Source organism: Calothrix sp. 336/3, from assembly GCF_000734895.2.
In the GTDB taxonomy this organism is placed as follows: domain Bacteria; phylum Cyanobacteriota; class Cyanobacteriia; order Cyanobacteriales; family Nostocaceae; genus 336-3.
The window spans coordinates 1,175,157-1,188,963 of sequence record NZ_CP011382.1 but is presented as its reverse complement, the minus strand read 5'-3'; the positions used below and the strand labels follow the sequence as shown (position 1 = coordinate 1,188,963).

Annotated in this window: 9 protein-coding genes; 6 read left to right on the top strand and 3 right to left on the bottom strand. The window is 41.0% G+C overall.

Features of this window, described 5'->3' with window-relative positions; genetic code table 11:
- The first annotated feature begins 64 nt into the window (after window positions 1-64).
- Window positions 65-1,096 (top strand): N-acetylmuramoyl-L-alanine amidase, encoded by a 1,032-nt coding sequence (locus IJ00_RS04690; protein WP_035150548.1) that lies wholly within the window; start codon window positions 65-67, stop codon window positions 1,094-1,096.
- On the opposite strand, the gene IJ00_RS04685 is transcribed toward IJ00_RS04690, so the two are convergent.
- On the bottom strand, window positions 1,093-2,049 hold the full coding sequence (locus tag IJ00_RS04685) for a D-alanyl-D-alanine carboxypeptidase (RefSeq protein WP_035150547.1): 957 nt from the start codon (window positions 2,047-2,049) through the stop codon (window positions 1,093-1,095). The two genes, IJ00_RS04690 and IJ00_RS04685, sit on opposite strands and share 4 nt — an antisense overlap.
- A 427-nt stretch (window positions 2,050-2,476) precedes the next feature.
- Here IJ00_RS04685 and IJ00_RS04680 point away from each other — a divergent pair, with 427 nt between their 5' ends.
- Window positions 2,477-3,409 carry an alpha/beta fold hydrolase gene (locus tag IJ00_RS04680; RefSeq protein ID WP_371259636.1) on the top strand — a complete coding sequence of 311 codons (933 nt, stop codon included), beginning with the start codon at window positions 2,477-2,479 and terminating at the stop codon, window positions 3,407-3,409.
- Window positions 3,410-3,424: 15 nt separating this feature from the next.
- Here the strand turns inward: IJ00_RS04680 and IJ00_RS04675 are convergent, their stop codons facing one another.
- A complete protein-coding gene (locus tag IJ00_RS04675; protein WP_035158442.1) occupies window positions 3,425-4,288 on the bottom strand; it encodes an HIT family protein in 864 nt (287 codons plus the stop codon).
- 152 nt (window positions 4,289-4,440) lie between these two features.
- Here IJ00_RS04675 and IJ00_RS04670 point away from each other — a divergent pair, with 152 nt between their 5' ends.
- From IJ00_RS04670 to IJ00_RS28140, 4 genes are all read left to right on the top strand, one after another.
- Entirely contained in the window at window positions 4,441-5,835 is a 1,395-nt protein-coding gene (locus IJ00_RS04670) for an amidase (protein WP_035150543.1), read from the top strand.
- Window positions 5,836-6,348: 513 nt separating this feature from the next.
- The gene (locus tag IJ00_RS04665) at window positions 6,349-7,047 is read left to right on the top strand and encodes a PEP-CTERM sorting domain-containing protein (protein ID WP_035150542.1); all 699 of its coding nucleotides are present in this window, start codon (window positions 6,349-6,351) and stop codon (window positions 7,045-7,047) included.
- Window positions 7,048-7,290: 243 nt separating this feature from the next.
- Window positions 7,291-7,665 carry a DUF4870 domain-containing protein gene (locus IJ00_RS04660; RefSeq protein ID WP_035150540.1) on the top strand — a complete coding sequence of 125 codons (375 nt, stop codon included), beginning with the start codon at window positions 7,291-7,293 and terminating at the stop codon, window positions 7,663-7,665.
- Between the two features lie 161 nt (window positions 7,666-7,826).
- A complete protein-coding gene (locus tag IJ00_RS28140) occupies window positions 7,827-8,111 on the top strand; it encodes a hypothetical protein (protein ID WP_144415983.1) in 285 nt (94 codons plus the stop codon).
- Window positions 8,112-8,287: 176 nt separating this feature from the next.
- Here the strand turns inward: IJ00_RS28140 and IJ00_RS04650 are convergent, their stop codons facing one another.
- The gene (locus tag IJ00_RS04650) at window positions 8,288-13,375 is read right to left on the bottom strand and encodes a caspase family protein (RefSeq protein WP_035150535.1); all 5,088 of its coding nucleotides are present in this window, start codon (window positions 13,373-13,375) and stop codon (window positions 8,288-8,290) included.
- Between the last annotated feature and the right edge of the window lie 432 nt (window positions 13,376-13,807).

The following is a 13,807-nucleotide window of genomic DNA, read 5'->3' as shown; positions in this document are numbered from 1 at the left end:
TGGCACTTGTCTTTTCTCTGTTTTTTGGTTAAAACATTTGCCTAGTAAACTTGGAGAAGTAACAGTGGCTACTTGGATTTTATTTAACAGTGGTGCAAGTGGGATACCAGTTGTGTCAGCCATGACTGGTGGTGAAGTGGCAGAAAATCTGGAAAGTTCATCAAGGGCAGAACTAATTGCATTTTTAAATCGTTTTGATCGGGCTGGGAGTTTTTTGGTGGCTAGGGTAGGGGAGGCGGTTGAGTCAGTAAGCTTACTGGCTGAGGATGCGTCCTTTATTACTAACTTGAATGTTTCCAAGACAGCTGATACCTATCGGTTTTTCCGCGATCGCAATGGTCAACCAGTGGTTGTGGTCATGGCTGGATTGGAGGCTGTGGAAATATTTCGTGGTAACCGCAAGGAAGCACTGATTAATTTCTTAAATAAATATCCCACGGCAACGGCTTTTGATGTTGCGTCGATGGATGCCGATATTCCCATTATTGTTGCACCTCCCAATCATCAATCGATTTATCGGGGACAGGGGGTAATGCTGGAAATTGGTCACGGACCAGGAACTCGATTTGACCCAGGGGCGATCGCACCGACGGGGGAAACAGAGTATAATCTTAACGTCATTGCAGCCAATGCGGCGCGGGAAGTAATTGTGGCGGCGGGTGTTCCTTGCATGATAATTGATACGCCTCAAGCTAATCTACAGGACTTGTATAATATCGGTCGTCAAGCGGCTGCTTTTGATGTATTTTGCAGTGTCCACCATAACGCTTTTGACGGACCAGGAGGACAAGACCCCCAAGGGGCAGAGGTTTTAGTCCACAGAACCAAAGCTGATGCCGCCGACCGCCGTTTGGCAGCCATCATGTCAAGGGCAATAGCTAGGGCGTTGAATATCCGCGACAGAGGTGTTAAAGATAACCTCAATCTCCTAGTTCTATCGGGTGCGGAAGACACCAACGTTCGCGCTTCAGTTTTGGCTGAATTGTATTTTCTCGATGCCCCAATTTCCAACCGTCGTGACTGGTCACAACGGGGTGGTGAGGCAATGGGAGAGTCGATCATTCAATGGTTGAAAGAGACTGCAAGGAAAAATTAGCAGCGATTTACCTGGGAGGTTTTTAGCAAAATCTGGTCGATGGCTTGGGTTAATCGCTGTCCTGACTGACCAGGTTGATTGACCACAATGCTAAAGGCAATGGTTCCATAGTCGGGATTTTGCAGGTATCCAGAAAGGGAGCGAACCCCCCGCAAAGTACCGGTTTTACCAAATAGTCGTCCTTGAACTGGGGTATTTAAAAAGCGACTGCGTAGGGTTCCGTTAACTCCAGCGATCGCTAAAGAGTTATAAAACAAATCTCGTTTTGGTTGTAGTTGTTTTAGTAATGAATGTTCTGCGTTCACTTCGTTAGGACGACGAACATACATTTTTTCTAGCACTCCAACTAATGTGGATGGGGTAGCACGATTATTCCGAGATAATCCCGATCCATCGACTTGTCGGTAAGCACTAGTATCCACACCCAGATTAGCAAGAGCAGTCATTGCGGCTTTTTTCCCTCCAATCCGACGCAATAACGAGTTTGCTTTTGGATTGTTGCTATAACGATTCACCGCAGTCACCAAATTACCTAGGGAAGCTAGTTGTTCTGGACGGTTTTCAGTATAAAACTGTAATACTGCCGCCGTCGTCAATAGTTTGATATTTGATGCGGGGATGAGATTAATATTGGGATTGTGTTGATAAAGACTCCCAGGTTCCGCAATTGGTTTGATAACAATTCCCCATTTTGCGGTTTTAAAACTCGGATTATTAACAATCGAAGTAATCGTAGTGTCCAAATCACCTTGGCAAAATCTCGGTCTAATTGGCTGTACACCAAAGGGAGATGATTGGGACGCAGATGCAGCAGATTCGGCAGGTTGGGATGCTTGAACAACATTAGCCTCGGCTCGGTTAAAATTTTCCAGACTAATACCAGTAGTTAGGGTGGTTAGTGTTACTACTACTCTAGAAAGCCGAATAGGAGCTTGTGTTTTGGGTTTTCCCATCTTGTCTCACATTACTTTTTACTAAACTTCTTCACACGTAAATTCTTTACGCGCAAAATTTAATAAAGATTTTATCTTTATCCATTAACGACTATACTCCCTAATCACAACGACATCAAAAATGATAAAAACGTGGGTTCGCTGCGTTGCAAATCAGACCAACCGCACGAAATTTGTCCGGTGCTTTGATGGCTTGTGAGAAAATTGTTTCTGCGATCGCGAGACCAAGTTTTGTACCGATTCAAATCCTAATACCAAAAATTACCTAATGTGGTAAAACTTGCTAGATACACCTAGGAAGCTTTCTTCCCAGAGAAATAGCATAAGGTCTGGCAATGCAATCAGGCAAGATAGTGTCGCGATCGCGTGTTTTCTCCCTACCTAAGGTAAAATCGAATCCAGTGTCATTTACTGTATGGGAGTTCCCGTGGCTCTGAATGAATCCCTTTCTGGTGTAGATGTATCGGCAATTGATTATCCTGCCTTTTTACCAGCAGCTTTTACCCAACTCACAGAATCTACTTCGATTGCTCTGGGGCAAACAATTCAACAAACAGCCATCAATACTCCCATCACCACAGAACCAATTCTCACTACCTATGTACGTCAAGGCAGTGGCAATATTCCCATATTATTAATCCATGGTTTTGATAGCTCTATTTTAGAATTTCGTCGCCTGATACCCTTATTGTCAGAGCATCATGATACTTGCGCTGTGGATTTACTCGGTTTTGGTTTTACAGCCAGACCAGCAGGAATTACCTTTAATAAGGTTAACATCAAAACCCATCTTTATCATTTTTGGCAAACTCAAATTAACCAGCCAGTGATTTTAGTTGGTGCATCCATGGGCGGTGCAGCAGCCATTGACTTTACACTAACTTATCCGCAATCAGTCGAGAAGTTAATCTTAATTGATAGTGCAGGATTTTTAGGTAGTTCTCCCTTAGTCAAATTCATGTTTCCCCCCTTGGATGCTTGGGCAACAAATTTTTTACGTAGTCCGAATATCCGTCAAAATATTAGTCGTGCGGCATATAAAGACAAAACTTTTGCTACCCTAGATGCTCAAATTTGTGCCTCCTTACATCTGGAACATCCGGAATGGAGTAAAGCTTTAATTGCCTTTACTAAAAGCGGTGGCTATAGTGCTTTTAAGTTATCAGAAATGGCAGCGATTCAACAGCCAACATTAATTCTCTGGGGTGATGATGATAGAATCTTAGGCACAAAAGATGCCAAGAAATTCCAACAAGTCATTCCGAATAGTCAGTTAATTTGGATAGAAAATAGTGGGCACGTTCCCCATTTAGAAAAATCCCAGGTGACAGCAAAACATATTTTGGAATTTTGCAAGTAAATATGAGATATTCTCTTACTTGATAACTGATTTCTGAGGGATGACGCACCGCATTCCCCCTCTCTTTGCCATGGCATCCCCTTGATAACGAGGAATAATATGAATACTGGCGTGCATCATATTTTGTCCTGCGGCTCGCTGAATATTCATGCCCACATTAAAACCATCTGGGGCAAATTCCTGGGTTAAAATTTCTTGTACACGATTCACCATCAACCAGCAAGCTGATTGTTCTGCCAGGGGCAAGTCAAAATAATTACTCACATGGCGTTTGGGAATTACTAAAACGTGACCTTTGCTAACAGGATAGCCGTCAAACATGGCATAGGCGTTAGCAGATTCTGTGATAATTCTCAAGTTTCTATGGGGATTACAAAAAAGACAGTGAATAGAAGAATTTCTTTGATAGTTATAATGTTGATACTCGTAAAATTCTCGATATTCATCTAAATGAATGGATTTAAAAGGTAGCTTTACCAGACATTGATAGGTTGGTTTCTGATGGACATAGTGTTGCCGAAATCCTTCTCTTTTTATATCCCTTCTGACTGCGTAGTAAGCCTTTCCTCCTGGTTTGAGGAGGTGGGATACTGCCATGAGAACTTGACTTTGCTCCTCTGGAAAAAGCACATTCAACACGTAAAAACAAATAATCGTATCAAATTTACCTTGGGGATATTGATTAAAATAATACGGGTCATACCCTGTAACATCTAAACCTTTCTGCCGTAACATTTTTACGTCATTACCGAAGCCACAGCCAAAGTCGAGAATTTTTCCATGGAGTCGGTTTTGATTGTAAAGAAACTGTGCCGGGAAGGAGAGAGAGTTTCTTTCAATCGCTGTCAGATGACTAAAGATATTTTGTTGCTGCTGCATGGAAAATCCCCAAATCTGGTGTAAGATCATACGCTAGATTTACCGGACTGACCATAAATCATCCATGATATAGACGGTAAGGAATGGAAGATAGATGATACAAATGAGTCCTCTGAAACCAGGGGATTTTTATTTATGAGGTTATTCTTTAAATGAAGGAAATTGATTTAGCTTTTACTCCTGCCCTGGTTCAGGCAGAATTAATTCGTAGTCGCCAGATTTCCCCTTTGGAATTGGTGGAAATATATTTAGAGCGCATTCAACGTTTAAATCCTCAACTGGGTAGTTATTTTACCGTGATGGCGGATGGGGCAATTAGTGATGCCAAGGCGAAAACCGAAATTTTAACCAAGGGGGAGGAATTACCACCGTTTTTTGGTGTACCTATTTCCATTAAGGATTTAAACCCAGTCGCAGGGGTGACTTGCACCTTCGGAAATCCAGCTTTAATAAATAATGTCCCTGATTACGATGATGGGGTAGTTGCCAAGCTGCGGCGGGCTGGGTTTATTCTTTTAGGCAAAACAGCCACATCGGAACTTGGTTCTTTTCCTTACACTGAGCCTACGGGTTTTCCCCCCTCTCGTAATCCCTGGAACTTAGAATACACCTCCGGGGGTTCCAGTGGTGGAGCGGCGGCGGCTGTGGCGGCGGGTTTGTGCGCGATCGCCCAGGGTTCTGATGGTGGTGGTTCGATTCGTGGTCCGGTGGCTTGTTGTGGATTAGTTGGTATCAAACCTGCGCGGGGGCGGGTGAGTCATGCACCAGCTGGCGATCGCCTGAGTGGAATTGCTACCAATGGACCGATTGCTCGCACAGTTGCCGATGCGGCAGCGCTTTTAGATGTGATGTCTGGTTATATCACCGGTGATCCCTACTGGTTGCCTAATCCCGAACCATCATTTTTACAACATAGCCAAATACCACCAGGTAAATTACGTATTGCTTTTTCTACCAGTATTCCTCCCCTAGGCAGTGCCGATTCTAACTGTGAAACTAGTGTCCTGGATACAGTCAAATTATTGGCAGATATGGGGCATTGTCTTGAGGAGATAAACCTTGATGTCACTGCTTTAGTAGAACCATTTCAGCAAGTTTGGCAAGCTGGTGTGGGAGCTTCTGGTATTCCTCCCCAAGCTCTACAACCTGTGAATCGTTGGCTTTTATCTCGTACGGGTTCTGCGGGAGAATACTTGCAGGCAGTGTTTAAAATGCAACTAGCCGCAAGGCAGATTATCGCCTTATTTGCAGATATCGATGTTTTAGTCTTACCCGTTTATCTTCATTCTCCCATCCGTGTCGGTGAATGGGCAAACCTGAGTCCGGAAGAAACCTTCAATAAAATTGTCCAGTGGGTGGCACCCTGTCCCATAGCAAATGCCACTGGACAACCTGCGATCGCCATACCCAGAGGTTTTGCTAGCAACGGTTTACCCTTGAGTGTCCAACTTGTTGGGAAACCTGCTGACGAAGCAACCCTGATTCAGTTAGCAGCGCAAATTGAAACTGCCCAACCTTGGCTCCAATACCGTCCATCAATTGATTAATAACATCAAAAAAGACAGACAAGGGACTCCCACACGATTCTGTAGGGGTTCTTTGACTGCCTTGAATAAATTCACACCTTTAGCATCGTTCACTAACTTAAACTATCTGGCATAGGTGATATTGAATAGTCAGTTACAAAATTTCTCAACGACATAATTATCTATTAACTGAATATATGATTACTATTTGCAAAATTCTAGACTTTCACAGGATAAACTGATAATATACATAGAATAACTGTTATAGTTAGCCCCCCATTTAATTTAACTATTTACAGTAACTTCATATTTTTATCTGCAAAAAAATAAATTTTTCAAAAATAATAGAATCTTCGTTATCGCAAAAGTACATTGGGCAAAGTATTGCAAGAATAATACATCAAAAAACATCAAATTTAAGTATATTACGCTAGATAAATAAGATACAGCAATGTCCGTGGACATCCCCTAATTACCCGTGACAGGATGTAGTGGTTAAGACACCTAAACCATTACATACGCAACTTTTTAACTATGAAACTCAAAACTATCGCGACTCTGTTGTTACCTGTATCTATTGCGATGACAGCACTGAGTGCGACACCTGCTTTTGCAACTACTAGCCAAAACAAAAACTATACTTCTGTATCTTCCGAATTGGACTTTGCTACCAATGTTTTCAATTACCAAGAAGGTAAAGGTATTTCTGAAAGATTTAGAGCAAATACGGATAATGCAAAGGGAAGACCTCAGTCTGGTGATACAAGAAACTTTTTGAGCTTAGGTTTAGGTGGTTCAGCTATTTTTGAGTTTGGAGAATATTTCTTCCCAGAAATCACTATTTGGGAAACGACCTGGGGAACACAAAAAAACCAGAATGGTCATAATGAGAAGGTGGAAGTATTAGTTGGTAACGACTTAAATAATTGGATTTCACTTGGTATTATAGAAAATATCGATGATGGTGCTTATATCAAGCCCGAAGGTGCAACTATCAAAGCACAAGATAAGAATATTGCTAATACTCTTTTCCGATACGTTAAGTTGGTAGACAAATCACCGACCATAAGTACTAGTACAGAAAAAGCTACCAGTGGTGATGGTTTTGATGTCAACGCGATCGCTGTCAAGGGAGCAAAAGCAGTTCCTGAACCTACATCCATGATGGGTTTACTGACATTCGGTGCAATCGGTGCAAACTCCCTCTACAAGCGCAAAAAACGGAAAGCATAAATAGGTTTATTTCAGGTAATATTTGAGTATACAGGGTGTCAATCATAATTTAATGTTAAATCGAAGACAAGCGGAGCGTGACTCCGCTCTTGTTGTTTTTAGGACACATATCCATACAATATGTATGCATGAGTTGGTAAACTGTAAAGTTCGGTAAACCTCATGACATCTTGCGGAAAACATGAATACAGTGTTGGTTAATATTGACTAAAATCTAGACTATAAACCTAGTGAAGGAGCATAATGGAAATTACATCTAATTCTGATAAACGTAAACTATTATCTTGTCTTTGCCATGGGTCAATATTCTTGAGTACTATACTCTTTTCTATTGGGGTTCCCATTGCGATTAATTTAGTAGCAGATGACCCAGTAATCAAAAGTAATGCCAAAGAGTCAATTAACTTTCATTTAAATGTTTGGTTTTGGGCAACCGTCATTGGTGTACCTATCGGTATCCTCTCCTGGATTACCTTTGGGATTGGTGGTATCTTGTTCTTCCCTGTGATTGCTCTAGGTTTTGCTATCCATTGGGGATTGACTATTTGGGCATTATTGCATTGTCTGGCACAACCCGATGAGCCTTTCCGTTACCCATTCATCTTTCGTATTTTTTAAGTTTAACTAGGTTTTGTAAATATTTATCATAAATCATCAAGAGACGTAAGTTTTGCGTCTCTTTTGGCTTATTTTTAACTATTTCTTCTCATTTGCGGGGAAGATTTTTTCCTAGGATAAATTCAGAGGATAAAAGATTGTTTTATTTTTGATAATCAAAAATGTACAAGCTGTTAATGAGAATGGCGAGTGTGGCGATCGCCCTTTCTATAGGGGTGACTAACGTACCACCGAGTGTTGCCGAAAATAACCCGGAAACTACGGAGTATCAAATTGCCCAAAGACCTCCCAGACCCAAATACCGTCGGGTAGTTCGCAGACGTGTGGTCAGAAGAACCCCTCCCAACCGTGTACGTGCAGTCAGGAGGACAGCACCCCCCAGAAGACCAGCAAGACCAGCAAGACCAGGAAGACCTCCAGGACCACCGGGACCACCACCAAGATAGATTTGGATGGTCAGGGAGGTAAATATTACCAATTCACAATTAAATAAATCAAGAGATGGGATTGTCTCCAATCCAAACCTCCCAAAAATTATGCAATTCCAAAATGTGAGAATTGAAAATTATTTAATTCATTTTCAATTGGAGCGAAGCGACAGTCACCCATTCCCCCAACTGCATTAAGGACAGACTTTTTCTGGTTGATTCTCCTGGGGATGATTGTCTAAATAATCACCTAACCAACGACAGCTGCGAACCAAAAGATGATCTAAATCTGCGGTTTGCAGTTCTCTTCTATTTAACTGCCATAATTTCCCGGTACCATCAAAACTGACGGAAGCAAGCAGCTGGTTTTGGAGAGCGACACCAAAAACAGTATCACTATGTCCCTGCAAAGTTTTTAATTCCTGACCTGCTAAATTCCATAATTTGACAGTTTTATCACTACTGGCTGAAGCAATTATCTCACCGTCCGGACTAAAATTTACTCCCCAAACTGAGTCACTATGTCCAGTCAAAGTTTGAGGTTGGGGATTGAATTTAGCAGTAGCAATATCCTCTAAATACCATAATTTTACCGTTTTATCGGAGCTAGCAGAGGCTAAAATTTTGCCTTGGGGATGAAATACTACTCCGTTGACGGTGTTACTATGTCCGGTCAAAGTTTGTAATAGCTTACCATCTGCGACACGCCAAATTTTGATAGTATTATCCCGACTACCAGAAGCTAGGAGATGTCCTTGGGGATGGAAACTCACAGTTAAAACTTGATTATTATGTCCTCTGAAAGTCTTTACTAAAGTATGCTGATAGACTTGCCAAATTTTCACAGTTTGATCATCACTTCCAGAGGCAAGAAATTTACCATCGGGACTAAAGCTTAAACTATTCACACTATCTTCATGACCTTGTAAGGTCTTAATCATATATCCATCAGCAACGCGCCACAATTTAATATAGTAATCTTTACTAGCAGAGGCAAGAATATCGCCCTGGGGACTAAAGACGGTACTATATATAGGAGAACTATGTCCATAAATTGACTTTTGATAACCGAGTAAAGTTTGTCGTAAATTTCCAGCAGGGATATTCCATAATTTGATATTTGTGTCACTACTCCCTGTGGCTAATAAGTTACCCTGGGGATGGAAATTCACACTGAAAATTTCCCCAGTATGACCAGTTAAGGTTTTTTGCAAAGGATTATTTCGCTGCCAAATTCTGATAGTTTTATCTGCACTTCCAGAGATGATATTTTGACCATTGGGGAAAAATTTGACACTGAAAATTCCAATACTATGACCAGAAAAATTTTCTAGGAGCGTACCATCTGCAAGATTCCAAACTTTGATAGTACTGTCTAAACTACCAGAGACTAAGCTCTGTCCATCAGGACTAAAATTCACACTTTTGACTTCTGCACTATGAGCAGTGAAAGTATGGATAAGCTTGCTGTCTCTGACTTGCCAAATCTTGATAGTTTTATCCGCACTTCCTGAGGCAAGGGTTTGACCATCTGGGCTAAAGGCGATAGTATATACTTCTCCACTATGGGCTGGTATGGTTTTAATTAAGTTCCCATCTTTAACTCGCCATATTGTTAGAGTTTGATTGCTATTTGCCGCCGCAATAGTTTGACTATCGGGGCTAAAAGTGATACTATTAATAATAGCTGATTGAGTAGTTATGGTTTTAACTAAATTGCCGTTATCGGGTTGCCAAATTTGAATTAAATTATCTGCACCACTAGAAGCTAAGAATTGACCATCCCTTGACCAAGCAACACTTAATACTTCTGCTTGATGTCCCGTAAAACTTCTGAGGAGAGAACCGTCCCGAACGCGCCATAATTTAACAGTTTTGTCAAAGCTAGCAGTGGCAACCATTTCACCGTCAGGACTAAAACTCAGACTTTTAATAGGAGCTTGGTGGGCAGTAATTTTCTGAATTAATTTACCATGGTGTGTCCAAAGTTTCCATGTTCCATCATCACTAGCTGAGGCAATATTTTGACCATTAGAACTAATATCTATGGATGTAATATTGGCATCATGGGCGAGAATGCGATTTTTCTCTTGAATATTATTCAGATTTCGTTGTAAAATATTAATAGTTGAAGATTGGATATTTTGGGGCGTGGAAATTACCCGTTTTAATTGATGGGCTGCTCGTACCGAAGTTAGTAAAGCTTCTAACTGTTGGTGGGATAAAAGATTAGCTTGAGCGGAAGAATTTAAAGCTTGAATTTCCCGAAGTACTGCTTCTCGACTTTGCCAATAAGCTAATCCCCCAGAGGAAACTGCCACTACTCCAAAAATGCTCAAAGCGACTACTGCTCGTTGTGCTTGTTTGAGTCTTTGCTTTTCTAAAAATTGCTGTTGTTTTCTCTGAGCTAAACAAGCGGCAATATATTGTTGCACATCTTGGGACAGTTCATCTGTATACTTAATATAGATATCTTCAGCTTCAGCTAATCGCACACCTTGGAGTAAAAAGTCTGGTTGCTCTTGGTGTTGATACCAGAGTTGTGCAGCTTGGGCAATTTGTCGTTGAGAACGCAGACGACTGCGATTTTCTTCTAACCACCAGCGCAGAGTTGACCAATGACGGATGAGAATTTCATGGGCTACCTCTACAGTAATATTACTAGGAATTATCGTAGAATTTGCAGTTTCTTCTCCCTTCTCACTTCCAATAGTTGTCGTCTCCACATTCATCACAATTAACTTTGCTGCGGTGAGAATATTCAGGGTTTGCTCAACTAATTGTTGGGGGTATTTGGTGACGATTAACTCTGATTTATAGACTCTTCTGCGAGTATCTTCCGTTCCTTCCCCTAACTGAGTCAGGGAGAGAAAAATCCACTTAGCACAATCCTGTATTTCCCTCTCTAAATTGCCATAAACTTGTTGACAAGATAATTCTAAGGTTCCTTGCAAACCGCCCAGCTTTTCCTGATATACTTGTAGGGTGAGTTCTCCCTCGACACGGTTTTGCCAAAGTTGTTCTAAAACGAATTCCAAAAGAGGCAAATCACCAGGAGATGAGTTTAACTCTCGGAGTAAAACTTCCACTAATTCCGGTTCTACCCTTAACCCTACTTGTTGAGATGGGTTGATAATGACTCGACGGTAATCATCCAGGGTAAGAGTCGGAGAAACCAGGATATTTGTAGTTTGTAAAACTGTCGCTAAGTCGGCAAATTCCAAACAAGAAGCGATAAAATCTGCGCGTAGGGTAATAATTATCTTACAGCGATCGCCAGCATATTCTCGAATTCCTAATAACAGCTGGATGAATTTTTCTCGCTCTGGAGCAGGACAGAGAGTGAAGAGTTCTTCAAATTGGTCTATAAATAACAATACTACTGGATAGGACAGACTTCGCAGCCAGTACACAAAACTTTCCACACCCTGGTAAATAAAACCTTCCAGGAGAGAAGAAGAAGCCGGAAGTACCTTAGCCAATTCTACCAAGGGAGTCGCCCCAGGACGCATAGTTGCAATGAACCACTCCTGACTATGGGGAATTTGTTTACCATGTCGCAATTGGGGAATCACACCTGCTTGAATTAAGGAAGATTTCCCACTACCAGATGCACCAATTACCGCAGTCAGAGAATGATGAGTCAGGTGGTGGATAATTTGTTGAGTTAGGGTTTCCCTACCATAGAAATATTGAGAATCCGCCTCAGAAAAAGCACTGAGTCCCATGTATGGGCAGACACCCAAGTCTAAAGCTGTATTTTCCTCTGGATTCTCTGCTTGAGGTGGTAAAATTTCGATGATACCTTGGGAACCCGATAACCAGATATTTAGGGGAATAGAGCTACCAGCTAATTTTAACTGAAGTTGGGCGATCGCCCCTGCGGCAGATAATCCTTCCGTAGTGGTGGCAGACTGTAAAGTGTCGAGAAATACCTCAGCAAACAAATCTGGCTGTTCTGGAGGAGAAATTGCTGCCATGATACACTGTCCAGATTGGGAGTCAATTTGCAAATCATCCACCCAAATTTGTCCAGAGATATTGTCGGAAGTGGCGATTATATCTAAAATAATGATTTGCTTGCCATGGCAATGACGTAAAATTTGCTTCAGCCAAGAACGCTTCAAGAAAATATCATTACCAAAAATCAAATATTCTCCAGTTTCTGTTTCTGAAACTTTTCCCCGCAGATAAATTAACACCGTTTCTAACTCTGGTGTTTGACAGCAAGTCTCAATGATAGTAGGAATTTCTCCCATAGAAAGTCGATTTCCTGAGAGATATTCTAATTTGAATTGACCAATGCTCGTAATTTTTTTACTAATATCTAAGGAAAGAGAATTTGTCCCTCTACCCTCAATGAGTAAACCACAACGACGAGATAGAGAATTTTTCCATAATCCGGCTTTTTTTGCCAAAATAAACTCCCCCACACCCTCAACAATTCGCTTGGGAGTTTGCAGGGGATATTCTTGGAACAATTGAGCTTCTCCCTTTCCCCGTTTCTGCTGGTTAATTAACCTGATTTGCTGATTTGTTTTATCTATATATTGTAGGGTTTTATGATAAACATAGCGGTATAAACTATCAATAGAAATTTGTCCCTGATTATCTGCGGCTGCACCCTGTAAACCCTGCATTAAAAAGTATGTAAATACCCCATGCCCCAATTCAGGAAATTCCCAAGACTGTTGATGATTATCACAGGATAGTAAGGCATAAAAACCCTGAGTTTGGGAAGCGCATTTTTGTAATGTGGCAATTAATTGAGGAGTAGGGTTTGCTCCCCGTAATGTCATCCCTCCACTATGGCAAGCATCCAACCAAATTAATTGATTTTTGACTGCACATTGATTTAGCAGTTGTAATAGTTGAGGTAGGGGTAATGCTGTTTGCAGTAAATTTGATTTTTTCGTATTTTGTAAGCAGAGAAATACCTGTTGAGTGGAATTATCAACTATGCCATGTCCAGAAAAATAGAAAAGAATTGTATCTGTATTTTGAGCTGATTGGCGAATATCTTCCAGGGTTGTTAAAATATTTTCTAGGGTTGGGATAAGTGGCGAAAAATCATGATAAATTTTAAGTTCTGTACTGTATAAACCCTGGGTAGCCTCAACTAAAGCCTTCGCTAAACCCTGACAATCACCAGAAGGATAGGTGAGATTAGGTAAATCTGTATCTTGATACTGACTAACTCCTAGGATTAACAGCCAAAGTTTAGGAGTAGGAGATTTTTTTACAGAGGATAAGTTGCTGGTGGTAATGCCAATAGGTGACATAGGGAAAGAAAATTAGTCAATTTTGCTGGATTAGTTAGAATAAAATTATTTCTATAATCGGGAGTAGAATCTAGTACCGCTACGCAGAAGAAAAAAATAATATAGTGTAAGAGTTGCGTTGATTTTTACCTGAACATCATATTAATACTTGTTACCTAGTCGCATCCTGGTACGTAGCACAAACCCCTAATTCTACCCTTAGAAGTAACAGTGAGATTTACCTCCACTGTATGAAGCACCCTGGGGAAAGTTACAGAAGCATTTACAAAATGACTAATCATACCTTCCTCAACTTTTAAAACAGACTCTTACACGAAAGTGCTCACGGGGAGCGATCGCCCTAACAGTCTATATCAGTAATTAGGCAAATTTTCACAATTGGATGTAAATATTATTGCCAAATCAGGGAATAATAAATATCTAGTGTCTCAA

Bases quoted from the DNA above. Each gene is read 5' to 3' on its own strand.
- IJ00_RS04685 (WP_035150547.1), bottom strand. From the start codon at position 2,049: ATGGGAAAACCCAAAACACAAGCTCCTATTCGGCTTTCTAGAGTAGTA.
- IJ00_RS04675 (WP_035158442.1), bottom strand. From the start codon at position 4,288: ATGCAGCAGCAACAAAATATCTTTAGTCATCTGACAGCGATTGAAAGA.
- IJ00_RS04670 (WP_035150543.1), top strand. From the start codon at position 4,441: ATGAAGGAAATTGATTTAGCTTTTACTCCTGCCCTGGTTCAGGCAGAA.
- IJ00_RS04665 (WP_035150542.1), top strand. From the start codon at position 6,349: ATGAAACTCAAAACTATCGCGACTCTGTTGTTACCTGTATCTATTGCG.
- IJ00_RS04660 (WP_035150540.1), top strand. From the start codon at position 7,291: ATGGAAATTACATCTAATTCTGATAAACGTAAACTATTATCTTGTCTT.
- IJ00_RS28140 (WP_144415983.1), top strand. From the start codon at position 7,827: ATGTACAAGCTGTTAATGAGAATGGCGAGTGTGGCGATCGCCCTTTCT.
- IJ00_RS04650 (WP_035150535.1), bottom strand. From the start codon at position 13,375: ATGTCACCTATTGGCATTACCACCAGCAACTTATCCTCTGTAAAAAAA.